This is a genomic window from Marinomonas vulgaris (assembly GCF_018145875.1).
GTDB lineage: Bacteria > Pseudomonadota > Gammaproteobacteria > Pseudomonadales > Marinomonadaceae > Marinomonas > Marinomonas vulgaris.
This window is the reverse complement of sequence record NZ_JAGSSV010000015.1, coordinates 42364-67861: the sequence shown is the minus strand read 5'-3', so window position 1 is coordinate 67861 and position 25498 is coordinate 42364. Positions and strand designations below refer to the sequence as shown.

Annotated in this window: 23 protein-coding genes; 3 read left to right on the top strand and 20 right to left on the bottom strand. The window is 46.7% G+C overall.

Annotated elements, in window-relative coordinates; translation table 11 throughout:
* Positions 1–45: 45 nt before the first annotated feature.
* From J9B83_RS11650 to J9B83_RS11640, 3 genes are all read right to left on the bottom strand, one after another.
* Positions 46–399: a fasciclin domain-containing protein gene (locus tag J9B83_RS11650; RefSeq protein ID WP_236037264.1), complete on the bottom strand. Its 354-nt coding sequence runs from the start codon at positions 397–399 to the stop codon at positions 46–48.
* A gap of 121 nt (positions 400–520) precedes the next feature.
* On the bottom strand, positions 521–1003 hold the full coding sequence (gene msrB, locus J9B83_RS11645; protein ID WP_211536920.1) for a peptide-methionine (R)-S-oxide reductase MsrB: 483 nt from the start codon (positions 1001–1003) through the stop codon (positions 521–523).
* Between the two features lie 97 nt (positions 1004–1100).
* Positions 1101–2432 (bottom strand): DUF3422 family protein, encoded by a 1332-nt coding sequence (locus J9B83_RS11640; RefSeq protein WP_211536919.1) that lies wholly within the window; start codon positions 2430–2432, stop codon positions 1101–1103.
* Positions 2433–2575: 143 nt separating this feature from the next.
* On the opposite strand from J9B83_RS11640, the gene J9B83_RS11635 reads away from it, so the two are divergent.
* Positions 2576–3145: a hypothetical protein gene (locus J9B83_RS11635; protein ID WP_211536918.1), complete on the top strand. Its 570-nt coding sequence runs from the start codon at positions 2576–2578 to the stop codon at positions 3143–3145.
* A 17-nt stretch (positions 3146–3162) separates the two neighbouring features.
* Here the strand turns inward: J9B83_RS11635 and J9B83_RS11630 are convergent, their stop codons facing one another.
* The 3 genes from J9B83_RS11630 to J9B83_RS11620 all read right to left on the bottom strand — a co-directional run bounded on the left by J9B83_RS11630 (position 3163) and on the right by J9B83_RS11620 (position 4620).
* Positions 3163–3675 carry a lipocalin family protein gene (locus J9B83_RS11630; RefSeq protein ID WP_211536917.1) on the bottom strand — a complete coding sequence of 171 codons (513 nt, stop codon included), beginning with the start codon at positions 3673–3675 and terminating at the stop codon, positions 3163–3165.
* Positions 3676–3725: 50 nt separating this feature from the next.
* Positions 3726–4013: a hypothetical protein gene (locus J9B83_RS11625; protein WP_211536916.1), complete on the bottom strand. Its 288-nt coding sequence runs from the start codon at positions 4011–4013 to the stop codon at positions 3726–3728.
* Between the two features lie 67 nt (positions 4014–4080).
* The gene (locus J9B83_RS11620) at positions 4081–4620 is read right to left on the bottom strand and encodes a hydrolase (protein ID WP_211536915.1); all 540 of its coding nucleotides are present in this window, start codon (positions 4618–4620) and stop codon (positions 4081–4083) included.
* A 174-nt stretch (positions 4621–4794) separates the two neighbouring features.
* Here J9B83_RS11620 and J9B83_RS11615 point away from each other — a divergent pair, with 174 nt between their 5' ends.
* Complete coding sequence (locus J9B83_RS11615; protein ID WP_211536914.1) at positions 4795–5205, top strand: acyl-CoA thioesterase; 411 nt, start codon at positions 4795–4797, stop codon at positions 5203–5205.
* A gap of 89 nt (positions 5206–5294) precedes the next feature.
* Here J9B83_RS11615 and J9B83_RS11610 read toward each other — a convergent pair whose 3' ends face one another.
* The 14 genes from J9B83_RS11610 to J9B83_RS11545 all read right to left on the bottom strand — a co-directional run bounded on the left by J9B83_RS11610 (position 5295) and on the right by J9B83_RS11545 (position 23918).
* Complete coding sequence (locus tag J9B83_RS11610) at positions 5295–7178, bottom strand: methyl-accepting chemotaxis protein (RefSeq protein ID WP_211536913.1); 1884 nt, start codon at positions 7176–7178, stop codon at positions 5295–5297.
* 197 nt (positions 7179–7375) lie between these two features.
* Positions 7376–9586: a catalase/peroxidase HPI gene (gene katG, locus J9B83_RS11605; protein WP_211536912.1), complete on the bottom strand. Its 2211-nt coding sequence runs from the start codon at positions 9584–9586 to the stop codon at positions 7376–7378.
* A 145-nt stretch (positions 9587–9731) separates the two neighbouring features.
* A complete protein-coding gene (locus tag J9B83_RS11600) occupies positions 9732–10673 on the bottom strand; it encodes a D-2-hydroxyacid dehydrogenase family protein (protein WP_211536911.1) in 942 nt (313 codons plus the stop codon).
* A 119-nt stretch (positions 10674–10792) separates the two neighbouring features.
* Entirely contained in the window at positions 10793–11968 is a 1176-nt protein-coding gene (gene fadA / locus J9B83_RS11595; RefSeq protein ID WP_211536910.1) for an acetyl-CoA C-acyltransferase FadA, read from the bottom strand.
* Positions 11969–11995: 27 nt separating this feature from the next.
* The gene (gene fadB / locus J9B83_RS11590; protein ID WP_211536909.1) at positions 11996–14146 is read right to left on the bottom strand and encodes a fatty acid oxidation complex subunit alpha FadB; all 2151 of its coding nucleotides are present in this window, start codon (positions 14144–14146) and stop codon (positions 11996–11998) included.
* A gap of 111 nt (positions 14147–14257) precedes the next feature.
* On the bottom strand, positions 14258–15187 hold the full coding sequence (locus J9B83_RS11585) for an electron transfer flavoprotein subunit alpha/FixB family protein (protein ID WP_211536908.1): 930 nt from the start codon (positions 15185–15187) through the stop codon (positions 14258–14260).
* Positions 15184–15936, bottom strand: a complete 753-nt coding sequence (locus J9B83_RS11580; protein WP_211536907.1) for an electron transfer flavoprotein subunit beta/FixA family protein — start codon at positions 15934–15936, stop codon at positions 15184–15186. Before J9B83_RS11580 ends, J9B83_RS11585 begins: the two co-directional genes overlap by 4 nt.
* Positions 15937–16075: 139 nt before the next feature.
* On the bottom strand, positions 16076–16828 hold the full coding sequence (locus J9B83_RS11575) for an enoyl-CoA hydratase-related protein (RefSeq protein ID WP_211536906.1): 753 nt from the start codon (positions 16826–16828) through the stop codon (positions 16076–16078).
* A 75-nt stretch (positions 16829–16903) separates the two neighbouring features.
* On the bottom strand, positions 16904–18601 hold the full coding sequence (locus J9B83_RS11570; RefSeq protein WP_211536905.1) for an AMP-binding protein: 1698 nt from the start codon (positions 18599–18601) through the stop codon (positions 16904–16906).
* Between the two features lie 101 nt (positions 18602–18702).
* The gene (locus J9B83_RS11565) at positions 18703–19017 is read right to left on the bottom strand and encodes an SCP2 sterol-binding domain-containing protein (RefSeq protein ID WP_211536904.1); all 315 of its coding nucleotides are present in this window, start codon (positions 19015–19017) and stop codon (positions 18703–18705) included.
* Positions 19018–19131: 114 nt separating this feature from the next.
* Positions 19132–20937 carry an acyl-CoA dehydrogenase C-terminal domain-containing protein gene (locus J9B83_RS11560; RefSeq protein ID WP_211536903.1) on the bottom strand — a complete coding sequence of 602 codons (1806 nt, stop codon included), beginning with the start codon at positions 20935–20937 and terminating at the stop codon, positions 19132–19134.
* Between the two features lie 209 nt (positions 20938–21146).
* Positions 21147–22232, bottom strand: a complete 1086-nt coding sequence (locus J9B83_RS11555; RefSeq protein WP_211536902.1) for a CobW family GTP-binding protein — start codon at positions 22230–22232, stop codon at positions 21147–21149.
* A 105-nt stretch (positions 22233–22337) separates the two neighbouring features.
* Positions 22338–23111, bottom strand: coding sequence for a DUF481 domain-containing protein (locus tag J9B83_RS11550; protein ID WP_211536901.1), 774 nt, complete (start codon positions 23109–23111; stop codon positions 22338–22340).
* Between the two features lie 258 nt (positions 23112–23369).
* Positions 23370–23918 carry an RNA methyltransferase gene (locus J9B83_RS11545; protein ID WP_211536900.1) on the bottom strand — a complete coding sequence of 183 codons (549 nt, stop codon included), beginning with the start codon at positions 23916–23918 and terminating at the stop codon, positions 23370–23372.
* Positions 23919–24194: 276 nt separating this feature from the next.
* Between J9B83_RS11545 and J9B83_RS11540 the strand changes: the two genes are divergently transcribed.
* Positions 24195–25487, top strand: a complete 1293-nt coding sequence (locus J9B83_RS11540; RefSeq protein WP_211536899.1) for an NCS2 family permease — start codon at positions 24195–24197, stop codon at positions 25485–25487.
* Positions 25488–25498: the final 11 nt, after the last annotated feature.

Sequence of the window (25498 nt, the reverse complement as noted above, 5' to 3'; positions counted from 1 at the left end):
AGTTGATGTGACATGGTCAGGCTCGAAGGTTAAAAATGAATTGTCTCATGCGCGGGACTTATTCGCATCTTCCTTAGTCAGTGCCGCTTTGTTTTCAGGCTTAAGGAGGTTAGCAACCGCGCCTTCTGACAAGGCATCAAATGCCGAGTTTGTTGGAGCAAAAACAGTGAAAGGACCAGGGCCTTGTAACGTCTCAACCAGACCAGCGGCTTTTACTGCAGCAACCAAGGTAGTGTGGTCTTTCGAATTCACGGCATTCTCAATGATGTTTTTGCTGGCATACATTGGTGCGCCGCCCACCATTGGATTCATATTTTCATCCGCTGTTTTCATTCCACCAGTAGAACAACCAGCAAGTGTTAAAATTGTTGCAGCAGAAACAAGGGTTAATAATTTCATTGTTTTATTCCTCAATTAATTTATCCATCACTATGTTGTCATGGTTAATGATAAATACGATGGGGTTTCACAAAAGTTTCAATTATTTAAAAAAAGATGAAAACTTTTTAAATCCCACTCGTTATGCTGGATTAAATGTCAATGAAACACCGTTCAAACAATGACGTAAACCGGTTGGTTTTGGACCATCTTCAAAAATATGACCAAGGTGACTACCACAACGACGACAATGCACTTCGGTGCGCGTCATAAAGAAGCCATTGTCTTCTTTTGTACCCACTGAATTTGGTAGGCTTTCGTAAAAACTTGGCCAGCCGGTGCCACTTTCGTATTTCGTTTCGCTGGGGTACAAAGGCAGGTCGCACCCCTTACAATGATAAGTGCCAACGCGCTTTTCACCTAATAACTCACTGGTTCCCGGCCGTTCCGTTTTCTCTTCACGCATTACCTGATATTCGAATTTAGTCAGCATATCTCGCCACTCTTGCTCGGTGCGAGTGACTTCAAAGTTTGACTCAGAACTGGCGGCTACTGCAGGCAGGTTCAATGCCTTTGCTGCGCCTAACACACAGGCGGTTCCCATTAAAAAATGTCGACGATTCATAGCGTTTCCTCTCGTTGAAGGCTTCTTATTAGAGTAGATACGAGATTGGGGTCAAAAGGTTTCATCCCACGTCTAAACTGATTGACATACGATCATGCTACATTTGCTTGTCTTTATCCTCCCTCGCTTTAGCAAGCAATAAGAAACGTTTGTGTATTTTTCGTGTTGCAAACCAAACGCCACCCACTACGACCGGCACAGACAAGCCAATTACCAGACTTTTATCGAAATTTACCCCCTTGTCGTACACAGCTTCGATTAAAAACTTCAGCAGACCAACGCTGTAATAACTGATCGCCGCGACCGACAAACCTTCTACTGTATGCTGCATAGCCAGTTGAATCTTCGAACGTCTGTCCATAGAAGTGAGTAACTGCTGGTTTTGCGATTGAATAGACATCTCGACTTGCGTGCGCATCATATCGGACACTCGATCAATGCGAGTCGACAAACTTTCTAAGTGTTTGTCGGCGGTGTTACAGGTTCTAACGGCAGGGGTTAAACGGCGCGTCATGAATTCGGTAATGGTCAAATGTCCTGATACTTCGTCTTCTTTGAGTTCGGCCAAACGTTTTACAATGAGGTCATGGTAGGCACGTGTTCCGCTAAATCGAAAGGCACTCTTTGCTCGTGCCGCTTCAACCCAAGCGGCCATATCGATGAGTTCACTCAGTAGCGCTTGTTCATCTGATGCTTCGCTTGGGTCAGCGAGACTGGCGGTCGTACGCGCTAATTTTTCATCATTTTGCACCAACTCAGCGTTGTACTTTCTGGCCATTGGCAAGGCTAGCATCGCCATTAATCGGTACGTTTCGATTTCAACCACTCGCTGAACCATACGCCCCAACTGGCTGTCACTCATGTTTTTGTTATAAATCAAAAAACGTCCGCAGCCATCACTATGAAGCTGAAAACTGGTCCAGACTTGTGCATCTCCATTTTGCGGTCGACTGCCGACCAGGCGCATGCCTTCAAAGTGACTTTTCACCAAGGCCAAGTCAGGCTCGGGCACAGTACGCGCATCTTCCACCGCCACATGAAACACAGCAATGGTTTTGCCCGGTAAACTGGAAAGCCACTCTAGAGGCAAACAGGCCAAAGCATTTTGCTCAAAAAGCCCCAATGAAGCATCAACATTTGTGTGAGTGACCATGTAAGAGGTGAATTCAAGATGATTGTCACGGCGAATTTTAAAGTGGCCAAAATCTATTTCAAAACACACACCATCTTGCCCTGGTGGCTCACAGTTAAAGTAACTATATAAGGAGCAAAAATGCTCAAATTCTGCCTGCTTTTGTTCCGGCCCTATGATCACCGCCAGACAGCTAACCCGAGCGGGGCTGGGTAATACTTGAAAAGGTCGGGAATGCAGCTCCGCGTACAAAGCATCGCGCAACGGATGCGTCTCTAATCCATATGAGTTGTTCACTGGTGGTCTCCATCTTTGCCGTCATTGAGTCAATGTAAAAATAAAAACATGCTTTTGCGCTCACTCGCAAGCAAAGATACACTCACCTGTGCTTACTCACTCGTCGACTCGGTTATCGTAGTCCAGAATAGAGACTTCAAAAAATGCTTACAAAATATGCCTTTGCCCGCGTGATATATTGCCTACTGGTGCTACTGGCTTTTAGCTTAACCGCGGTTGCCCATGGCAACGAATCTTTAATAGCCTTTGGCAAGGCTTGTTTGGCCAAAGAGGCACAATTGCAGCGAACGCAAGCTCGCATAACAGACCGCGCAGTGAGTAATGAGTTCAACCGGCGCGACACGTTTTCATCAGCGCCCGACACCGACTTGAAACAGAATCAGCGGGAAAAAGAAACGCTGCAGGCGACTCTTGAAGAATGCGCTGCGAACACACCCAACAGCGCTTTTTGTCATCAAGCACGCCAGCGTAACAACGAATTAACGTATCTGATCGATAAAGCCAAAACCGCGTCTATTAAGGAGCATGAGGAACAAGAAGACTCAACCAACGAGGAAAACATCAGGCGCAAATTTGATGAAAACTACGCACGCTTTATCGCTCAATGCCGCGACTCAGACGCCCACTATGCCCTTATTCAAAACCCGACCGCTTATCAAGCCGTTTGCTCAGAAGAAGGAAACAAGCAATCGATTACTTGTTCTTTCTTCTGAAACAGGAATCATCGCCTTTATGGTTGCTCAACCATGATCAAATCGTCCACTGAAAACCCTTGAACGCGTGCTTTTTCAAGCAACTCTGCTTTCACTGACTCCGAAATTGTCGGTGTTCTGGCCAGCAACCAGAAAAAGTCGCGATTTGGGCCGGAAATCATCGCATATTGATAATGTTCTTTGTCCAATTCAAAGATCACATAAGCCCCATAAAAAGGCCCAAAGAATGAAACTTTAAGATGACCCACGTCCGACGATGCTACGAAATACGCCCGACCTTGCGCCTCTTGCCATTTATTTTCTTCTTTCGAGTAGCCTTTGTTCAACACAGCCACGCCGCCATCTTCTTGCATAGAATAAGTGGCGGATACCTTAGACAGCCCATCTTCAAATGAATGATCTTGTCGTGCTATCTCATACCAAGTGCCCAAATAACGCTCTAGCTGAAATCCATCTACTGGGGTAATACCCTTGGGCGCACTGCTACAACCCGCCAACACGATTACCAGAACCAACATCAGATACTTCATATATACGCCTCCTTTTGTATAAACCGTGCGATTAACGATGCAAATAACGACTAGCTCTGTTTAAGGCTCACGCCAGCCACTTCCAGCACGGTTTTCGCGTCTGTGCGCTCCATGATTTTCACTAGCGCCGATTGAATCACTTCGTCTTCACGAACATCCGTTTGGCCGACAAAGCGTTGATCTTGAGGTGCGGCCCCCTCTTCTGCCGTAAAGGTCACGACCACCTCGGTAGCCAGGTCTACCGTTTCACCATAATAGGCAATGGACAATTGCGGATAACCTTTGAAGCCCATTTTTACTTTTTTAGCGATACGCTTTTTCGATTTGTCTAAGTTCATCGTGCTTGCCTTGTGTCGGTATAATGAAATCAATAAAACAGTGAGGGAATTAAACCACAAAGCGTAACTATTTAATCAGGCGCAGTGCATCTTTAAATTCCGCCGCACGACAATCCTTGATCAACTCAAACAAACACATTTCCAAACACGTGGTTTCCACACCAGCGCGAGCCAACTTGGCCACCGCTAGGTCTTTGTTTTCAACACGACGAGACGATACACAATCCGCCACCAGCTCTACTGAGTACCCCAACGCCTTCATATCCATAGCGGTTTGATACACGCAAATATGAGCTTCTATGCCCGTCATCAGCCAGTTCTCACGCTTAGCCTGTTTGACGGCTTTCACAAATGCCGGCTCGCCACAAGCACTAAAGGTGTATTTAGCAATGCGAGGAGACGACGTCAGCAGCTCGCGCAGTTCTGGTATCGTATCGCCCAATTTTTCTGGATTTTGTTCTAACCAGATAATAGGCAATTCCATTCGGTTTGCGGCTTTCACCAGGGTTACCAAATTCGCCACAACCTGTACGCTATCGTGAACAATACTGGCCAACTTTCCCTGTACATCAACGATAACCAGTCCGGTCGTTTCTTTGCTTAACATAGTCACCTCTAAGGTCGTGTTTAATGAACCATCAATATCACGCAAAACTCCCTGTCAGTAAAGTCGAGCGTTTTTGTTATTTCCATCTCGACATAGGACTTTTAGTCTGTTGGGCTGATATTACTTTATCGCCTAAACAATATTGCCTAAAAATAATAACGAGGGAGAAACACCATGCTCAGCACCGTGCAAATAAAAGTACGAGGTTATCATTTAGATCTGTTTCAGCACGTTAACAACGCGCGCTATTTGGAATTTTTAGAAGAGGGTCGCTGGGATTTTTTCGAGCAAATGTCCGAAAGCACAGAATGGATGGAAAACTACGTTTGGCCTGTGGTCAACATCAACATTAACTTTAAAGCCGAGGCTCGCTTCGGTGATGTGTTAGACGTACAAACCCGCTATGCTCAGCTGAGCCAACGCAGTATTACCATGAAACAATCCATCATTAACCAACAAACAGGCAAGCTAGTGGCTGATGCAGACGTCACCTATGTGTGTTTTTGCAAACAAGCAAAAAGTGCCATTGCCTTGCCAGACAATTTACGTCAATCGATTCAAAGCGCCATAGAGTCACAGGCATAAATTCATCAACACAAGACACAAAAAAGCGAGAGGAACCTTGGCCACTCTCGCTTTTTTATTCGTCGTTTTGGTTTTATCGCTTTATAAACTTATACCTTAAATTTATTCAACGACGCAGCCTGCTCCGTGGTGATTTCTACCATGGTACTGCAGAGATCCGACTGCTCTTTCGCCGCATCGGACACCGATTGACTAATATCACGAATATTCGTGGTATTGCGGTTAATCTCATTTGATGTGGCGCTCTGCTCTTCGGCTGCTGCGGCAATTTGTACCGTCATTTCATTAATTTCAATGATACTGGAGCGAATCGCCTCTAAGGATACTTTTGCTTGATCGGCAATTTGCTGAGTGCTATTAGCATTTTCACGACTTTCAAGAATGACTTTTTCAGCACTGCGTACACCCGATTGTAGCTGCTGAATCATCTTGTTGATCTGCTCTGTCGATTCTTGGGTTTTCGACGCCAAAGTACGAACTTCATCAGCGACCACAGCAAAGCCACGACCTTGCTCACCGGCTCGCGCTGCTTCAATCGCTGCATTTAAGGCCAATAGATTAGTTTGGTCTGCGATATCTGTAATCACAGTCAAAATCGATTCAATATTATCGCTGTATTCAACCAACTGATTGATGGTAGTCACTACATCACCCATTTGGTGAGTCAATTGCGCAATAGAGGTTGTGGTGCGATCGACAATAACCTCACCCTCTTTCGCCGCCACATCGGCTTGGCTCGCGCGATGCGCAGCAGTCTGAGCATTATCGGCCACATCGTGTGCCGTTGCCGACATTTCGTGCATGGCGGTAGCGAGCTGATCCAACTCACTGAGCTGAGTATGTAACTCGGCTGACGAACGATCAGACGAGGCGGCCGTTTTATCTGTATTCGTTCGCACATTGAGTGAGCGGCCTTTCACTTCACTGATCAGCTGCTGTAAGAAACCAATGAACTGATTGAATTCACCTGACACATCGCCGAACTCATCATTGCTGATGATTTCTAACCGCTTAGTCAAATCACCCTGACCGTTATTAATATCTTGCAACGACTGACGAAGCGCTAGTAGAGGCTGCAGTAAACGGGTAATCACAAAATACAACACTGCAGATACCAACAAGACCGCTATCAGAGTACCGAAGAAAGCAATCCACCCAAATTCACGAACGTTGGCAAACAACTTGTCTTCGTCCAGCACCACACCCACGTACCAGTCAGCACCATACAAATCGGTTAACGGAGTAAAAGAAACCAATACAGACGTACCATCTTTTAATTGGTTCTCCACCAGATCATTGCTCAAAGAAGACACGCTCTGCTGTAAAAAGCTAGACACTGGCTTGCCGTTTAGCGTCGTATCCGGATGACTGATCACTTTACCGGTCTTGTTCATTAAAAACGCGTAACCGGTATCATCGAAGGTCAGCGTATTAACGGCATCAGATACGGTTTTCAAACTTAAATCACCGCCAAAAGCCCCTTTAAACACACCTTTGTCGGTAAAATTAGCCACTACCGAAATCAAAATTTCACCCGTCGCTGCATCGCTATAAGGTTCCGTTAGCACAGCACGTTGATGTTGTTTCGCTAATGGATACCAAGGACGTTTTCGACCGTCCCAACCTGGTGGGTTCCAGCTAGGATCGTTAGTAATAGGTTTACCATCTGTGGCTAAACCACCAAAGAGGATAAGAAATTCTTCTTTATAAATAGGGGTATCAAAAGCGCTTTGAATACTGCTTTGACTAAAATCTGCATCGATTGTTTGAGACACTGTATTGATCAGCGCAACCTTACCGTTCAGCCAATTATTCAGCTGTAAAGCCAATGATTTACTGGTTTCTTGGGTGCTAGTAGTCGTTTTCTCATACAACGCATTTTTCAAATTGCTGTACTGCAACCAAGAATAGGCTGCGAACGCCAACGCTACCACAATGGAAGCAGACAGCACGACTTTATGGGATACCTTCATTTTTGAATACCTTTGTTGGATAACCATTTTGACAAAGTGAGAAAAGCGTCAAAATTTTGCTGAATTTATAACAGTTGCTTACAAATCGCTACCTTTTAATAACCATTTTTAACAATTGGTTGTTTTTGCGAATAAATATCAAAAAAACCCCGTGCTCTTTTCAGAACACGGGGTTGGGCGTTGGTAACACTAGGAGATTAAGCGAGATCGAAACGATCCAGCTCCATTACTTTCGTCCAAGCTTTTACGAAATCCGTCACAAAGCGATCTTGTGAATCGGAACAAGCATAGACTTCAGCAATTGCGCGAAGTTGCGAATTCGAACCGAAGACCAAATCGGCGCGGCTTGCCGTCCATTTGATCTTACCAGTGGAACGATCGCGACCTTGAAACTCGTCTTCCTCTTCTGAGGTAGCAAACCATTTAGTACCCATGTCTAACAAATTCACAAAGAAATCATTGGTCAAGGTTTCTGGCTGATCCGTGAACACACCGTGAGCCGATCCGTCTGTATTGGCATTAAGCACTCGCAAACCACCCACTAGCACGGTCATTTCTGGTGCAGATAGGGTCAACAATTGCGCCTTATCCAACAACATTTCTTCCGTGGTCACTGTGTAACGACCTTTTTGGTAATTTCTAAAACCATCGGCGATTGGCTCAAGCACCGCAAAAGACTCTACGTCAGTTTGCTCTTGCGTTGCATCAGTACGACCTGGTGTGAATGGCACCACCAAGGTTTGACCTGCCGCACTAGTCGCTTTCTCAATGCCTACACCGCCCGCTAGAACAATTAAATCGGCCATTGAAATCTGCGCAGCAGACTCACTGTTAAATTCTTTTTGGATCGCTTCCAATGAACTCAACACGCTCGCTAGCTGCTCCGGTTGGTTCACTTCCCAATCTTTTTGTGGTGCAAGACGTAAACGTGCACCGTTAGCACCGCCGCGCATGTCTGAACCGCGGTAAGTTGAAGCAGACGCCCATGCCGTTGACACAAGCTGTGCCACAGACAAACCAGACGTCGCTAATTTACCTTTTAATGTCTCAACATCTTGCTCTGAGACTTGTGGCTCAGTTGGTGCTGGAATCGGATCTTGCCAAATCAATTCTTCTTTTGGTACCAAAGGCCCCAAGTAACGAGACAATGGCCCCATGTCGCGATGCGTCAGTTTGAACCAAGCGCGAGCAAAGGCATCGGCTAACTGGTCTGGGTTCTCGTAAAAACGTTTCGAAATCGGCCCGTAAATTGGATCTTCACGTAATGCCATATCCGAAGTAAACATCATAGGGGCGTGACGTTTAGTCGCATCGTGAGCATCAGGCACACTATTAGAACCTGCGGTTCCTTTTGGTGTCCACTGCCAAGCGCCTGCTGGGCTCTTAGTCAATTCCCACTCGTAGTCAAACAAGTTTTCAAAGAAACCATTGTCCCATTTGATTGGATTTTTCGTCCAAGCACCTTCTAGACCACTACTAATCGTGTCGACACCATTACCAGTGCCTTGTGAATTGCTCCAACCAAATCCTTGCTCAGTAAGACCTGCTGCTTCAGGATCAGCGCCCACTTGTGCGGCATCGCCAGCACCATGAGCTTTACCAAAGGTGTGACCACCAGCAATCAATGCGACGGTTTCTTCATCGTTCATCGCCATTCGAGCAAAGGTGTCGCGAATATCGCGAGCCGATGCCAACGTATCAGGCTTACCATCTGGCCCTTCTGGATTTACATAAATCAAACCCATCTGAACCGCGGCTAATGGATTCTCTAAATCACGATCGCCAGAGTAACGGTCGTTTTTACCGCCACTTTCTTGCAGCCATTCCCCTTCAGAACCCCAGTAAATGTCGTCTTCTGGTTCCCATACATCCACACGGCCACCCGCAAACCCAAAGGTTTCAAAGCCCATAGACTCAAGGGCGCAGTTACCCGCTAAAATCATTAAATCTGCCCAAGAAATTTTGCTGCCATATTTCTGCTTGATGGGCCAAAGTAAACGACGTGCTTTGTCTAGGTTGACGTTGTCTGGCCAGCTGTTCAAAGGGGCAAAACGCTGAGTACCTGAAGTCGCGCCACCACGGCCATCGGCTGTACGGTATGTACCGGCACTGTGCCACGCCATACGAATGAAAAACGGTCCGTAATGACCATAATCCGCTGGCCACCATTCTTGAGAATCCGTCATCAAAGCAAACAGGTCTTGACGCAGTGCATCAAGATCTAAACTGTTAAATGCGGCTTGATAATCAAACTCTTCGCCCATTGGATTAGATTTAGCAGAGTGCTGATGTAAAATTTTCAAATCCAACTGGTTTGGCCACCAATCTTTATTAGAGGTACCACGACCGGCGGCTTGACTCGCGCCAGATGCGCCGTGGTTAAAAGGACATTTACTTTCATTAGACATATTACTTCTCCTGCTGTGAATGTTATGTGTGTTCGGTTTGTCTGTTTCAATAGATATAGTTATAAACTTAAACTTCTTCACCAACCAATAAATAAAAACTAACAAGACAATAGGCGAGTAAATCCATCCCTTTTACTATAGTCGTTTAGGACGGATAAAACGCGACGACATTTTCAAAAGCAAGCCGGAAGTAAAGCTCATAACTGCCTTTTTCGACATAACCTATATGAGGCGTACAAAGCACGTTGGGCAATGACAACAGGGGTTCGTTTTCTGGCGTGGCTGGCTCTATTTCGAATACGTCGACCGCCGCTTGTTTGCTTGGATTAGCCAGCATTTCTTGATAAAGCGCCCCGCTTTCGATGAGTTCTGCACGGCTGGTATTCACAATCAACACATCCGCCTTGGTCATGGCTAAATCTTGCGCTGTGACGCAGGCTTTAGTGGCTCCGTTGAGTCGCAAGTGTAAACTGATCACATCGGCCGTTTGAAAAAAATCCTCTTTGCTTGAGGCCGCAATAAACCCTTGCTCTTGCGCTAAAGCACGGGAAGCATCACTGCCCCAGACCAAAACATTCATGCCAAATGTCTTGGCGTACTGCGCTATGCGCTGACCAATTTTGCCAAAACCCCAAATGCCCAAGGTTGATCCGTGCAACACTCGCCCAAGCCCTAACGCCCCCGACTGCTGCCAATGCCCTTGGGCAAAGTGTGAAACATAAGCCGGTATGTGACGACTCGCTGCCATAATCAAGCCCCAGCACAACTCCGCTGGTGCCACGGGCGAACCGCTTCCTTCTAAAACCGTCACACCGTACTTTTGGCACAAGTTCACATCAATATGATTACTGACCTTTCCCGTTTGACTAATAAGCTTTAATTGCGGTAAACGCGCCAATAATGGCTCGGTTATGGGCGTTCTTTCACGAATCAGCACCAAGGCATCAAACTCTATTAGGCGCGCCACCAACAAGTCGATATCGGTTAGCGTATCGGTAAACACCGTTACTTCGTGATCTTGTAAGATAGAGAAACATGCCAAGTCTTTAACGCTGTTTTGATAATCGTCCAATACCGCTATTTTCATAGATACCTCTTATTGTTTTGACAAAAATGACCGCACAAAATACACCATGATTCTAGCCGAGAACCTAAAAAAAAGCCCCACACAAGGCGGGGCGAAGACAGAAAGGAAAACCTAGTGCATCACACTCGTTCAAATACCGTCGCGATGCCTTGCCCCATGCCGATGCACATGGTGGCCAAACCAAGGTTAGCGTCTTTATCACGCATCACATTAAGTAGGGTCGTAGAAATACGCGTACCTGAACAGCCAAGCGGATGACCCAGCGCAATCGCGCCACCGTTCAAGTTAACTTTCTCATCGACTAGATCTATCAATTTCAAGTCTTTTAGTACGGGAATAGATTGTGCGGCAAACGCCTCATTCAACTCGACAATGTCGATGTCATCCATGGCTAAGCCCGCGCGCTTGAGCGCTTTTTTCGTCGCCGGCACCGGCCCATAACCCATGATAGCTGGATCACAACCCGCCACCGCCATGCTGCGCACTTTGGCAATCGGTGTTAAACCAAGTTCTTCGGCTTTTTGTGCCGACATCATCAGCATGGCCGACGCACCATCCGACAACGCCGACGAAGTACCCGCGGTAACCGTGCCCACTTTTGGCATAAACACAGGTTTCAAACCTGCTAAAGATTCCATCGACGTCTCAGGGCGAATCACTTCGTCCACTTCTACTAAGATTTTATTGCCTTCGGCATCGTGGCCTTCAAGCGATACGATTTCATTATTGAAACGCCCTTGCAAGGTCGCTTCGTGTGCCAAACGATGAGAACGCACCGCAAACTCGTCTTGCGCTTCTCGGCTTACGCCATGCATTTTACCGAGCATTTCTGCTGTCACGCCCATCATCATCGAGGCTTTGGCCATGTGCTTTGACAAGGCAGGGTTCACATCCACCCCGTGCATCATGCCAACGTGCCCCATGTGCTCAACACCGCCCACAACAAACACATCGCCTTGGCCGGTCATAATGGCTTGCGCTGCAGTGTGAATCGCCGACATGGACGAACCACATAAACGGTTTACCGTTTGCGCTGCGGTAGTGATTGGCAAACCGGCCAACAAGGACACAGCACGCGCCATGTTGAAGCCCTGCTCTAGGGTTTGGTTAACACAACCCCAGATCAAATCCTCCACGTCGTTTGGATCAACATCAGGATTGCGTTTAAACAAGGCTTTTACCAGCCCTGCGGATAAATTTTCCGCTCGAACATTGCGAAAAACACCGTTTTTGGTTTTGCCCATCGGTGAGCGAACCGCGTCGATAATCACGACATCATTTGGATTCAGTTTCATGGAAATTCTCCTCTAGCCTCTGGGAAATTATGCGCCGTAGTAAGTGTCATTGTTGTTTGCCATCTCACGCATTTTTGCGGTTGGCTCGTACAACTTACCTAAGTGGCTGTATTTGTCTGCAAGGTCACAAAATGCCTGCAGTCCCATTTGGTCTAGGTAGTGCATGGCACCGCCAAGGTAAGGCGGGAAACCAATACCGTAGATCAAGCCCATGTCGGCTTCCGCCGGTGATGCCACTATGTTTTCCTCCACACAGCGCACGGTTTCAATGCACAGCGGGATCATCATGCGGGCAATGATGTCTTCTTCGCTCAATTCAGACGAAGACGTCACCACAGGCGCTAATAAAGCATTGATGTCTTCGTTGAAGATTTTCTTCGGCTTACCCTTACGATCGGGTTCGTAGGTGTAAAAGCCTTTGCCATTTTTCTGGCCAAAGCGTTCTAGCTCAAACAAACGATCCACCGCGTTAGTGCCTTCGTGTTTCATGCGATCTGGAAAACCTTCTGCCATGACTTGATCCGCATGGAAGGCGGTATCCACACCCACCACATCTAGCAAGTAAGCAGGGCCCATTGGCCAGCCAAATTTCTCCATGGTTTTGTCAACCACTTGGAAATCCGCGCCTTCTTGCATCATTAAAGAAAAGCCTGCGAAATACGGGAATAAAACACGATTTACCAAGAATCCTGGGCAATCGTTTACTACAACAGGGGTTTTTCCCATGGCTTGGGCGTACGCCACCGTTTTGGCAATGGCGGCATCGCTGGTTTTTTCACCGCGAATCACTTCCACTAATGGCATACGATGCACAGGGTTAAAGAAATGCATACCACAGAAGTTTTCAGGACGTGCTAGGCCTTTCGCCAATTCCGTGATCGAAATGGTCGAGGTATTAGATGTAAGAATGGCGTCATCAGCCAGCTTGGTTTCCACTTCGGCTAACACAGATTTTTTGATGTTGACGTTTTCCACGACCGCTTCAACCACCAGATCAACGTGCGCAAATTCACCGTAAGTCAACGCCGGAACAATGGCATTCATGGCTTTAAAGGCTTTTTCTGTGGTCAGGCGACCGCGCTCTACTTGACCGTTAAAGAGCTTATTCGCTTCTTTTAACCCAAGTTCTAGGGCTTCAGGGCGAATGTCTTTCATAATGATCGGCGTGCCTTTAGAAGCAGACTGATACGCTACACCGCCCCCCATAATACCGGCACCCAGTACCGCGGCTTGTTTAACTGGTGTCGCACTTTTAGCGTATTTACCAGCGGTTTTCTTAATTTGCTGATCGCTCAAGAAAAGATTTACTAAGGATTTCGCCACAGGGCCTTTGGCCAATTTCACAAAGCCTTTGATCTCTGTTTCAATGGCTTTGTCCATGTCTTGGCTGATGCCCTTTTCGAGGGTTTTGATCGCCGCCATCGGTGCAGGGTAATGTTTGCCTGCTTTGGCTCCGACCACACCGCGTACCGACTCAAAGATCATCATTTTTTCAATCGGAGAAAATACCATAGGCGCACGCAATTCATCACGGCGAGCATGGTAATCCAGCTTGCCGTCCATCACTTGTTGGATCAAATGACGGGCTGAGGCCTGTACTTTATTGGCCGGAACCACCGCATCGACGGCGCCGTCCTTTAACGCATCGGCACTGCGTTTTTGTGCGCCGCCACAGATCCATTCACAGGCATTGTCGGCGCCAATCAAACGCGGCAAACGCACTGTGCCACCCCAACCTGGGTAAATGCCCAATTGCGTTTCTGGTAACCCTATCTTGGCGGAATCCGCCATCACACGGTAATCACAGGCCAATACCAATTCCATGCCGCCACCAAGAGCAATGCCGTTAATCGCAGCGACCGTTGGGCAAGATAAATGGGAGATATCGTTAAAAATACGATGGGCATGACGCAGTTTGTCAGTTAACTCTTCGTCCTCTAATTTGAACCAAGAAGTAAACTCATTAATGTCAGCACCGACAACAAACACATCTTTGGCGCTGGCAAAAATCACCCCTTGTAAATCATCAATGTGTTGTAACGCTTCCACGGCTTTAGCCAATTCATTCAGCGTTAAGCTGTTAAATTTATTGACCGATTCGCCGATCAGATCCAGAGTGACAGTGGCCACTCCGGCATCGTCGACTGCAACCTTAATGGCTTGTCCTTCGAATATCATGCTGATCTCCTATTATTGTTATTTTGTCTGTATGGCTTGTGTCTAAGTAACTTATGCCTAAGTAACTTATATCTAAGTAGCTTATAGCCATATAAAGAATGCTTAAAAAGACTAAAGGCTGCTTTCTAATTCAGGAACTGCGTCAAATAAATCCGCAACCAAGCCGTAGTCGGCTACTTGGAAAATCGGTGCTTCTTCGTCTTTGTTGATCGCGACAATGACTTTAGAGCCTTTCATTCCGGCAAGATGTTGAATAGCACCAGAAATGCCGACGGCTATGTACAAATCGGGTGCGACGGTTTTACCGGTTTGGCCGACTTGGAAATCATTAGGAACAAAGCCCGCATCAACCGCGGCACGAGAAGCACCAATCGCTGCGCCTAACTTGTCCGCTACGCCTTCTAACAAAGCAAAGTTCTCGCCATTGCCCATGCCGCGACCACCGGATACGATCACACTGGCTGAGGTTAGTTCAGGGCGATCCGATACCGCCAGCTGCTCTTTCACAAAGCGACTGCGATCCGACTCAATCACTTGGGTCACGGCTTCGCATTCAGCGCTTCCCCCTTCACTCGCAGCGGCGTCAAAACCGGTAATACGAACCGTAATGACTTTGACAGAATCGGTGCTTTTTACCGTCGCAATGGCATTGCCAGCGTAAATAGGTCGTACAAAGGTATCCGCTGACTCGACCTTGATCACATCAGAAAGCTGCGCCACGTTTAACAAGGCGGCAACACGAGGTAAGGTGTTTTTTCCCGTTGTGGTCGCTGGCGCTAGAATGTGACTGTAGCCACTGGCCACATCAACGATTAATTTAGACACATTTTCCGCCAATTGATGTTCGTAAACCGCATTGTCCGCCATCAACACTTTACTGACTCCGGCTATGTTGCACGCGGCATCAGCCACAGCTTGGCATTCAAAACCCACCACTAAAACATGCACATCGGCATCAATTTGTGTCGCTGCGGTTACCGTATTCAAGGTTGCTGGCTTCAATGATTTGTTATCATGTTCGGCTAAAATTAATATGCTCATGACACCACCTTCGCTTCGTTTTTCAATTTGTCGACCAACTCAGCTACTGAGCCTACTTTTACTCCACCCGCACGTTCAGCAGGAGGTGCAACCGCAATCACGCTGACATTAGAACCCACATCTATGCCTAAATCGGCCGGTGTAATTACTTCCAGCGGTTTTCGCTTGGCTTTCATAATATTAGGCAAGGACGCGAAACGAGGTTCGTTTAAACGCAAGTCCGTGGTGACGACGGCAGGTAAGGTAATGGATAGGGTTTGCAAGCCTCCGTCTATTTCACGAGTCACTTGGGCTTCTCCATTTTCGATAACAACGTCCGAAGCAAAGGTGGCTTGTGGGTAGTCTAATAATGCAGCGACCATTTGGCCGGTTTGATTGTTGTCTGAATCAATGGACTGCTTACCCATAATAATAAGATCGGCGGCTTCGTTTTGAGCGACTTTGGCAAGTAATTTTGCCACACCCAAAGAATCTAGGCCGTCTTCGGTGTCAACTTGAATGGCACGATCTGCGCCTAAAGCCAGCGCGGTACGCAGGGTTTCTTGGCAGCTCTTTGTGCCAACAGAAACCACTACCACTTCTGTCGCGATACCTTTCTCTTTTAAACGAATCGCTTCTTCCACGGCGATTTCGCAAAAAGGATTCATGGACATTTTTACATTGGTCAGATCGACCGCGGTGTTGTCAGATTTAACACGTACCTTGACGTTGTAATCAATGACGCGTTTTACGGATACTAATATTTTCATAAGTCCCTCGTTTTTTATTATTTTGCTGTCATCTATAGTAGTTTGAGTGGATTTTTCATCAATAACAAAAAAGCGCCAGTTAACTAACAAAAATATTCATTCGTTGGTTAAAAAGCGCTTTTTACTGCCGTGCTTGGGGTTATTTTTTACGCGACAAAAACGACGAGAAGGCGTAAATCGTCTCGCTTGAGCTAAGACGCTCTTTGAAAATACGCCCTTCTCGCAACAGTGCATTTTGTACGTCATCTTGGGTAGGTGATTTTAGTAACTTTTTGCTCAGAGCCACCGCCTCTACTGGCAAAGTGGCTATTTTTTGCGCATAACTGAGCGCCACTTGATAAGCTTCTCCCGTTTCGCAAAGGTGATTAATCAGCCCCATATTCTCGGCTTGCTCGGCGCCAATCACTTCGCAAAGTACCAAGGCTTCAAAGGCTTTTGGATGCCCAACCAGCCTAGGCAGTAAATAGCTGGAGGCCGCTTCTGGAACCAAACCCAATTGCACAAAAGGAAATTGCAAACGCGCCTCGCGAGAGGCCAACACCATGTCGCAGTGGAGCAATAAAGTAGCACCAACCCCAACCGCACGACCCTCAACACCAGCAATTAAGGGTTTTTTATAGGCGCTCAGCACCTTTAGAAACGACAGTATGATCGATAACTTGTCTGGTTTTTGGGCAATATGTACAAACTCATTGATGTCATTCCCTGATGAAAACTCTCCGCCTACACCATAAATCAGTGTGGCTTTGATTGTTTCGTCCGTGTCAGCGCGGATTAGGGCATCGGTTAACGCTTGGTACATGTCCAGCGTGATGGCGTTTTTCTTATCGGCTCGATTAAGAGACAAAATTTGCACACCGGATTCAACAGTTTCCGTAACAAAATCACTCATGGAATCACTCCTTAATGGATGTGCTCTTGCTTTAACGTTTGCCTAAGGGTGCAGTATTAAAGCAAGAGGCTAAACTTAGGCTTCCTCTTCTTCGCGCAAGGCTCGACGAAGTACCTTACCCACATTGGTTTTTGGCAATTCCATTCTGATTTCGAAATATTTTGGTACCTTATAAGCCGCAAGATTTTCCTTGCAATAGGCTTTTAGCGCCTTAGCATCAGGCTTTGGCGCACCGGCTCGTAGCACAACAAAGGCTTTTACCGCTTCGCCCGCTTTCTCATCTGGCACACCAATGGCGGCGGATTCCATAATAGAAGGATGAGACGAAAGGCAATCTTCCACTTCCGTTGGGTACACGTTAAAACCCGATACTATGATCATATCTTTGGCACGATCGACAATTTGTAAGTAACCGTCTGGGTGCTGCATAGCAATGTCACCGGTGATCAAAAAGCCATCGTCGGTCATCACGTCTTTGGTCGCAGCGTCACGATTCCAGTAGCCTTTCATCACCTGTGGACCACGCACGCACAACATACCAGACTCCCCTTGTGGCAAAGCATCACCATTAAGATCTTGAATTTTGATGTCGGTGTCGGACACTGGCAGCCCTATGGTGCCAATTCGCTCTTTACCAATAGGGTTAAACGACACCACTGGAGAGGTTTCGGTCAGGCCATAACCTTCCACCACTTGGCAACCGGTTACTTTTTTCCACTCATCGGCCGCCGCGTGAGTTAACGGCATACCGCCCGAACAGGTCAGTTTAAGACTAGAAAAGTCGAGGGTTTTAAACTCGGCGTTGTTGCACAAACCAACAAACAAGGTATTTAGGCCAACAAAACCGGTAAACGGCCATTTTTTTAGCTCTTTGACAAAGCCCGGCAGATCTCTTGGATTTGGGATTAACACGCTGTGCGCACCTCGCTCAAGCAAGGTCAGACCGTGAATCAAAAAGGCGTAGATGTGATACAGAGGCAAGGGCGCAATGTAGATTTCGGTGCGCTCTTCAATGGTAGATTTTAACCGCGAACCGAGCTGGGTCATGTTGGCAATCAGGTTGGCGTGGGTCAACATGGCGCCTTTCGCCACCCCTGTCGTGCCTCCAGTGTACTGCAACACGGCAATGTCTTCTGGTTTGCAAACCACTGGTGTAACGGTTTTTCCTTTGCCCTTCGCTAAAACATCATTCAGAGATAATGCGCTCGGCATGTGGTAAGCGGGTACCATTTTTTTCACGTATTTCACCACAGAGTTCACTAACAAGCGCTTTATCGGTGGATGAAAATCGGCAATCTCCGTGATAATGACTTGCTTAATGGTGGTTTTGGCGAGAATTTTTTCGACGTTGTGTGCCATGTTAGCAAACACCACTAAGGCTTTAACGCCAGCGTCGTTGAATTGGTGCTCTAATTCTTTTGGTGTGTAAAGTGGGTTGGTGTTCACCACAATCAAGCCCGCTTTAATCGCGCCAAACAGCACCACTGGGTATTGAATCACGTTAGGCAACTGTATAGCGATGCGATCGCCGGGAACCAAGTTTGTCTCATGCTGCAAATAAGCCGCGAACTGATCGGATTTTTCGTTTAACTCACCGTAGCTAATGGTATGGCCCACGCTGGTAAATGCAGGCAGATCGGCGAATTTTGCCTTGGCCAAGGCCAGTACGTCGGTTAACGACTGATAACCGTGAGGATTAAGGGAGCTAGGCAAATAGCTGCCTGGCGCTTGGTTTGTCTCTGCATTGTTATGAAGTGGCGTATCCGTTGTCATATAAAGCTCCCATTATTGTTGTTATGTGGAGAATAAAAGTACAAAAGCTCAGCGACATCTGTGGCCGCTGAGCTTTAAAGCTAAAAACGTGACGATCAGCCCTAGTTAGGGAAAATTTGCGTCAGTTTGGTCGCCAACATGATATCACCGTCGGCACGAATTTTACCTTGCATGAAGGCCGCCATGCCGTCGAGCTCACCGCTCATCACTTCTTTTAGCGTCGCCAAGTCCATACTTAAAGTCACCGTTGGGTCGTCGTGCTCGCCCTCGCCCATTATGCAAGAGCCATCAGCAATGCTTAAGTGATAACTGTCTGCGTCATCTAAGTCAAATTGAAAAATGGCTTCCATATCGTCGGCTTCGTCGGCATCGAAACGGTTTAACATGGCATCAAATACAGTTTTAGAATCGCTCATCGTCTTGTCCTCATTATTGTAATTATTGGTCGTCTATTTGTGTGTAGGCGACTGTATATTTATGTATGGTTGCGTAAGCCAGTGGCAGGCCACTGTTTAACTTTATGCCTAACCTTAAGCATTGAGAAAAACAAAGCTGTCTTCGTCCATCGCCAATAAATTATCAGCCCCTGACAACATGGCGTCGGCATGAGCACGAGTTCGTGGCAATATACGCTCGTAGTAAAAAGTCGCTGTTTGCAACTTGGCCGTATAAAACGCCACTTCGTCTGTGCCTTCGTCAAGCTTAGTTTGAGCCACCGCTGCCATACGAGCCCAGAAATAAGCCAATACAACATAGCCGGAAAACATCAAATAATCGACAGACGCCGCGCCCACTTCTTCTTTGTTGCGCATGGCTTTCATGCCAATTTTCAGGGTCACATCACCCCATTCGCTGTTTAGTTTATCCAGTGCGGTCATGTAAGGTTTTAGGCGTTTATTGCCTTTGTGCTCTTTGCAGAATTTATGGATGATTTTGGTAAAACGACGTAAGGTCGCACCCTGAGTCATCAGCACTTTACGGCCTAATAAATCCAACGCTTGGATGCCCGTAGTGCCTTCGTACAACATGGAAATACGGCAATCACGTACGTTTTGTTCCATGCCCCATTCTGCAATAAAGCCATGACCACCAAACACCTGCAACCCTTGGTTGGCGGATTCAAAGCCCGTTTCGGTTAAAAAGGCTTTGGCGATTGGCGTTAGCAAAGACATTAACTCGTCGGCTTCGGCTTTCTCGTCGGCGGTGCCTTTTTTGGTTGTGTCCACCAGCATAGAACAATAATGAATCAAGGCTCGACCGCCTTCTGCGAAGGCTTTTTGCGTCAGCAACATACGACGCACATCGGGGTGAACCATAATCGAATCGGCCGGTTTTTCTGGAGATTTCGCGCCAGATAACGCGCGCATTTGTAAACGGTCTTTGGCGTAAGCCACTGAGTTTTGCAACGCCCACTCAGCGTGCGCCAAACCCTGTAATGCGGTGCCGATACGCGCTGTGTTCATAAAAGTGAACATACAATTTAGGCCACGATTGGCTTCGCCGATCAAAAAGGCCTTCGCGCCATCAAAATTCATCACACAGGTAGCATTGCCATGAATGCCCATTTTGTGTTCGATGGAGCCACAAGACACTTGATTACGGTCGGCTATTTCGCCAGACGCGTCAACGTTGTGCTTAGGTACGATAAACAACGAAATACCTTTGGTACCCGCTGGCGCATCAGGCAAACGCGCCAACACGATGTGAACAATGTTGTCCGCCATATCGTGTTCACCCGCCGAAATAAAAATTTTCGTGCCAGTGATGGCGTAGCTGCCGTCGTCTTGCGGCTCGGCTTTGGTTTTCAACATCCCCAAATCGGTGCCGCAATGAGGCTCAGTCAAACACATGGTGCCGGTCCATTCGCCAGATACCAGCTTGGTCAGGTAAGTTTGTTTTTGCTCATCGGTGCCGTGCAGCTCAATGGTGTTCATCGCGCCATGACTCAAGCCTGGGTACATGCCCCAAGACCAGTTCGACGTGGCAATCATTTCGGTGACCATCATGCCAAGGGAATCTGGCAAACCTTGACCACCCATGTCTTCAGGATGTGACAAAGACGGCCAGCCGCCTTCGACATATTGTTGATACGCTTCTTTGAAACCGTCTGGCGTGGTGACCACACCGTCTTTGAATTGGCAACCTTGCTGGTCACCGACACGGTTTAGGGGAGAGAGAACACGCTCGGCAAATTTTGCGCCTTCTTCAAGAATCGCCGACACCATATCTGGTGTGGCTTCTTCGGCACCGGGCAACTTAGCGTAATGCCCTGGAAAATCGAGAACTTCTTCGGTAACAAATTTAATGTCGCGTAACGGTGCTTTGTATTCAGGCATGGCCTAGACCTCTTATTGTTTTTATTCCATCCGTTCCAATAGGAACCGCTTATGCCTGAAAGGTTCCTCTATCAGCGACTTTCGCTCAATAACAAAAGTTGCCAAAGTTAATGACAAAATACACCAAGGTGATTGTATTGATCATTAACCCTTAAAGAAAACCCAACAAAAAGAACAAAACAATAAAAAGCTCAATGTGAAAAAATCGCTTATTTTGAGGTTAAAAGATGATTGAAACAGTCAATTTGTGCTTTTTCTGGCCAATCCCCTTCAACTGAACCGATAATTTCCAATCGGCTGGTTTCTTGCCAATGTCGCTGACTGGTCGACACTTCACCCCGTGCAACATTGACAAAAATAGCCTGTTCATCGCCAATATCAAATACGCCTTTTATACGATACACATCCTCTAGATGCGCTATCGACTGGATAAACCCATCGACAGATTGTCGTGAAAACACCTCGCCCTTACTCCACAACCAACCTAACACCTTCATGCCATCTTGCTGTTTTTGATAATGCCAGCCATCGTTGCGCTCTTCCTCTGTCTGCGCCTTTACAGAGGAATGATCGTGGCTCTGATCATGAGAATGGTTTTGCAAATGGTGACGATGGTTTACATTAAAATGCTTTATGTGCTTGTGTGCCATGTATTCATACAGAGAGTTTTTACGCTTTGAATGCGCAATGTCTGCCAAGCCCAAATCCAAACAATTGATATTTAAGCTCATGGGATTCGACTGAAACACCGTAGGCGTAATATAAGGCGGCTCACGTAAACGCGTTTTCAATGCGACAAAATCGTCTGGGGTGTATTGATCAATATGACTCAACACCAGTGCATCAGCGGACTCTATTTGGTCTTTGTAAATATCATGGGTGGTATATCGCTCATCGCTGAGGGTTCTGGCGTCTAGCACACAAAACACACCCGATAACAAAAGCACATCGCGATATTCGTCGCCACGCAGTTTTTGAATGATTTGCTTGGGGTGACCAAGACCAGAAGGCTCAATAAAAATGCGGTCTGGATTGTGTTGACGTATCAACTGATTCAAACCTTTTTGAAACGCCGCCGACGTCGTACAACACACGCAACCACCAGGCACATCACTGATAGCCACGCCTAAATCCTCGTAAAAAGCACGATCCAAACCAATATCGCCAAACTCATTAACCAACACCGCCCAACGTTCATTAGGTGGCGCCTGCTCCAACAAATGACGAATCAAGGTGGTTTTACCCGCCCCTAAAAAGCCCGTCACTAAGGTCACCTTGATTCCCTGAAAACGCATAACTCACCTTCATGTACTGCATGGTAGGAAATGAAAACAATCACCAGAAAGACATGTGATAATGCATCACACTGACCGATACAAGCTCTCTTGAACACATCCTAATTAAAAAGTATAAGCAAAAATCACGCTTGTCGTCGCGTCTGTTTTTTCCTTTGTATCCAACACTTGACTATTGTGCGTCACGCTATACGCGGCTTTCATACTCAAGTCATCCCTTAATTTCACACTCACCGAAGTTTCCGCTTTTGACCGGGTATTTTTATCGGCCTGCAGAGCAGCCTCGGTACTCACGAGTTGATGAAAGGTCGCACTCGGACTAATAATATATTCGTATTGTAGCTCAATATGCGCGATAGCAGACTCATCTTCTTCACCTTCATCCGTTTTTGTGAAGGAATAACCAGGGCCGGCGCTGTAATCCAATGACGATTCCTCGTCTTCGTAAAGGCGACCAGAATAACCCACAGACACGGTATTTTGGTATTCGTAACCACTGAATCTATCTCCCGTATAGGAGCCATAAACAAATACCGAACTGTTATCGCCACTCAATTTATAATCACTCTGAGCAGACAAAAATATTTTTTGTGCCGTGGTGTTCGTCTCTGTTTCACCCTCATTACGGCCACGTTTATACAAGGCATCAAGCTGATATTTGCTTTTCCACTCTTTAAAATCTTGCTTAATAGTGGCTTTACCCTTGAGTGCAGAACTTTCTGTGTTACCCGTAATGGCAATGACACCCAGCTCCAACTCAGCACTTAGAGGCTCTAAAGCCGGTTTGGGCTTTTCCGCCAAGGCAATAGGCGCAGCACAAATCAGCGCCGTAACAAGAATGGGTTTAAACGTGTAGTGAACGGGGTTTGACGGTTTCATGAAGACGTTTTCCTTTATGTCATCGATTTTCATTTCATCGATTTGTGTTCAATCGATCGCGGACATGATGGAAAAAGGAAATAACAAGAGACAAGGCATGCAACGAAAACAACCTAACACTTACCTCTCTTCCTAACACCCATTAGGTTGAGAGATATTTTTGCATTGACGTCAAAAAAACACAGTCAAATTACCGTTAACTATATGAATAATAATGAATTAAATAATCAAGAAGACTGACACTTCGCCGACAAGGCCCTAGGTGTTCGCGCCTAACCCTCGCACTTTCACATTGTTGTTCACATCTTTACTCTGTCGAATCAATTCGTCCCCTGCGTGAGCGCGTTCCGATTTTGCCAATCTGTCGTAAAGCAGCACATTGACCGACGCCGCTAAGTTCATACAACCCACCGTCGGCACAAACACCACATGGTCAGCACTATCTACAATGCGTTGAGGAATGGTGCCGTCTTCTGGTCCGAACACATACAAGGCTTTTTCTGGGTGTTGGAACGCGGGCAAGGGTGTTGCGCCTTGGATTAAATCCACACACACCAGCTTGATATCAGCGTCGATCGTGTCAATCGCTTCGATAAAATCCGTCGCGCCTAATCCATCAAGATGAGTCAGTGGAATGCTGGTTCTTATGTTTTTCGTGTCGGTTGACAATTTAACCGCACGGTCGTAACGATGACCCGAATACCATACTTGCTCTACTTGATAGCAGCCAGCAGCTCGCATTACGGCTCCTACATTTGAGGCGCTTTTAGGGTTTATCAGCCCCACGATCACCTTGTCTTCTGTCATGATAGTTCTCGCATGTTTGGCTTAAAACTCGCCTTTTAGTGTCAAAATAGACGCGAAGCATAGCATCAATAACGCGATAAAAGCGCAACTCACAAGCATGATTGGCTTTTTGAATATTTTCCTCCCAAAATTGCCTGAGTTTTTTTATACTTGCCGCCAACTTCGCTAGCTGACCAAATGATCAGCTCTGTTTTTTAATCTCGATAGACTTACTCGACGCCCTTTACCCCTCTAGGAAATCGAGTTGCTTATCGTTACTCACAATATAGGCACACTATGCTCGAACGTTATTTCCAGCTCAATGCACATAACACCACGGTGCGCAATGAAGTGGTTGGTGGCATCACTACCTTCTTAACCATGGCGTACATTATTTTTGTCAACCCTTCCATTCTTGCCCAAGCCGGTATGGACGAAGGTGCGGTTTTCGTAGCTACCTGTTTGGCCGCCGCGATTGGTTGTTTGATCATGGGATTGTATGCCAATTATCCTATTGCGCTTGCACCAGGAATGGGATTGAACGCTTTTTTCACTTACGGTGTAGTGTTAGGTATGGGCTACAGCTGGGAACAAGCACTGGGTGCGGTCTTCCTATCGGGTATCTTATTTATTTTTATCAGTATTTTTCGCATTCGCGAATGGGTCATTAACGCCATACCTGCTTCGTTGAAACTCGGTATCGCCGCCGGTATTGGTTTATTTCTGGCGATGATCGCTCTGCAAAATTCTGGCATTATCGTAAAAAACCCTGCCACCATGGTGTCTTTAGGTGATTTGTCGTCTCCTTCCGCTATTTATGGTTTATTGGGCTTTTTTGTGATTTGTGCCCTAGCGTACTTGAATATCACAGGTTCAGTGATGATCGGCATTCTTTTTGTGACGCTTTTGTCCATCTTGTTTGGTCACAATAGCTTCAATGGCTTGGTCTCTATGCCACCGTCAATAGCACCTACCTTTATGGCCATGGACATTGAAGGAGCCTTCCAAATCAGCATGCTCAGCGTGATTTTTGCCTTTTTCTTTGTTGACTTGTTCGACACCTCTGGCACCTTAATCGGCGTGGGTCAACGCGGCGGCTTGCTCGACAAAGAAGGCAAACTACCACGTTTGAAAAAAGCCCTGTTGGCCGATTCAGGCGCCACGGTTGTCGGTGCAGCAATCGGTACTTCGTCCACCACCAGCTATATAGAAAGTGCTTCTGGTGTCGCCGCTGGCGGTCGAACTGGTCTGACTGCTGTTGTGGTTGCCTTGTTGTTTTTACTTAGCCTTTTCTTCGCACCATTAGCTGGTTCTATTCCTGCTTACGCCACTGCTGGTGCATTAATGTATGTCGCGGTGCTTATGACCAGTAGCTTGTCGCACGTGGATTGGGACGACATCAGTGAAGCGGCGCCAGTATTGATTGCCGCCTTTACTATGCCGCTAACTTACTCCATCGCCGATGGCATCGCTTTGTCGTTCATCAGTTATGCAGTTATTAAGTTGCTGTCAGGACAAGGCAATAAAGTCAGCTTAGCAGTGTATATTTTGGCGGCCTTATTTATCGCCAAATTCTTTATTTTCGTCTAACGAATATCACC

What these genes read in the sequence shown, in the direction of transcription:
- J9B83_RS11600 (WP_211536911.1), bottom strand. Translation starts at nt 10,673, where the DNA reads ATGAAAATAGCGGTATTGGACGATTATCAAAACAGCGTTAAAGACTTG.
- J9B83_RS11610 (WP_211536913.1), bottom strand. Translation starts at nt 7,178, where the DNA reads ATGAAGGTATCCCATAAAGTCGTGCTGTCTGCTTCCATTGTGGTAGCG.
- J9B83_RS11560 (WP_211536903.1), bottom strand. Translation starts at nt 20,937, where the DNA reads ATGCCTGAATACAAAGCACCGTTACGCGACATTAAATTTGTTACCGAA.
- J9B83_RS11630 (WP_211536917.1), bottom strand. Translation starts at nt 3,675, where the DNA reads ATGAAGTATCTGATGTTGGTTCTGGTAATCGTGTTGGCGGGTTGTAGC.
- J9B83_RS11565 (WP_211536904.1), bottom strand. Translation starts at nt 19,017, where the DNA reads ATGAGCGATTCTAAAACTGTATTTGATGCCATGTTAAACCGTTTCGAT.
- J9B83_RS11575 (WP_211536906.1), bottom strand. Translation starts at nt 16,828, where the DNA reads ATGAGTGATTTTGTTACGGAAACTGTTGAATCCGGTGTGCAAATTTTG.
- J9B83_RS11570 (WP_211536905.1), bottom strand. Translation starts at nt 18,601, where the DNA reads ATGACAACGGATACGCCACTTCATAACAATGCAGAGACAAACCAAGCG.
- J9B83_RS11540 (WP_211536899.1), top strand. Translation starts at nt 24,195, where the DNA reads ATGCTCGAACGTTATTTCCAGCTCAATGCACATAACACCACGGTGCGC.
- fadA (WP_211536910.1), bottom strand. Translation starts at nt 11,968, where the DNA reads ATGAAACTGAATCCAAATGATGTCGTGATTATCGACGCGGTTCGCTCA.
- J9B83_RS11580 (WP_211536907.1), bottom strand. Translation starts at nt 15,936, where the DNA reads ATGAAAATATTAGTATCCGTAAAACGCGTCATTGATTACAACGTCAAG.
- katG (WP_211536912.1), bottom strand. Translation starts at nt 9,586, where the DNA reads ATGTCTAATGAAAGTAAATGTCCTTTTAACCACGGCGCATCTGGCGCG.
- J9B83_RS11550 (WP_211536901.1), bottom strand. Translation starts at nt 23,111, where the DNA reads ATGAAACCGTCAAACCCCGTTCACTACACGTTTAAACCCATTCTTGTT.
- J9B83_RS11555 (WP_211536902.1), bottom strand. Translation starts at nt 22,232, where the DNA reads ATGCGTTTTCAGGGAATCAAGGTGACCTTAGTGACGGGCTTTTTAGGG.
- J9B83_RS11650 (WP_236037264.1), bottom strand. Translation starts at nt 399, where the DNA reads ATGAAATTATTAACCCTTGTTTCTGCTGCAACAATTTTAACACTTGCT.
- J9B83_RS11615 (WP_211536914.1), top strand. Translation starts at nt 4,795, where the DNA reads ATGCTCAGCACCGTGCAAATAAAAGTACGAGGTTATCATTTAGATCTG.
- msrB (WP_211536920.1), bottom strand. Translation starts at nt 1,003, where the DNA reads ATGAATCGTCGACATTTTTTAATGGGAACCGCCTGTGTGTTAGGCGCA.
- J9B83_RS11545 (WP_211536900.1), bottom strand. Translation starts at nt 23,918, where the DNA reads ATGACAGAAGACAAGGTGATCGTGGGGCTGATAAACCCTAAAAGCGCC.
- fadB (WP_211536909.1), bottom strand. Translation starts at nt 14,146, where the DNA reads ATGATATTCGAAGGACAAGCCATTAAGGTTGCAGTCGACGATGCCGGA.
- J9B83_RS11635 (WP_211536918.1), top strand. Translation starts at nt 2,576, where the DNA reads ATGCTTACAAAATATGCCTTTGCCCGCGTGATATATTGCCTACTGGTG.
- J9B83_RS11585 (WP_211536908.1), bottom strand. Translation starts at nt 15,187, where the DNA reads ATGAGCATATTAATTTTAGCCGAACATGATAACAAATCATTGAAGCCA.
- J9B83_RS11625 (WP_211536916.1), bottom strand. Translation starts at nt 4,013, where the DNA reads ATGAACTTAGACAAATCGAAAAAGCGTATCGCTAAAAAAGTAAAAATG.
- J9B83_RS11620 (WP_211536915.1), bottom strand. Translation starts at nt 4,620, where the DNA reads ATGTTAAGCAAAGAAACGACCGGACTGGTTATCGTTGATGTACAGGGA.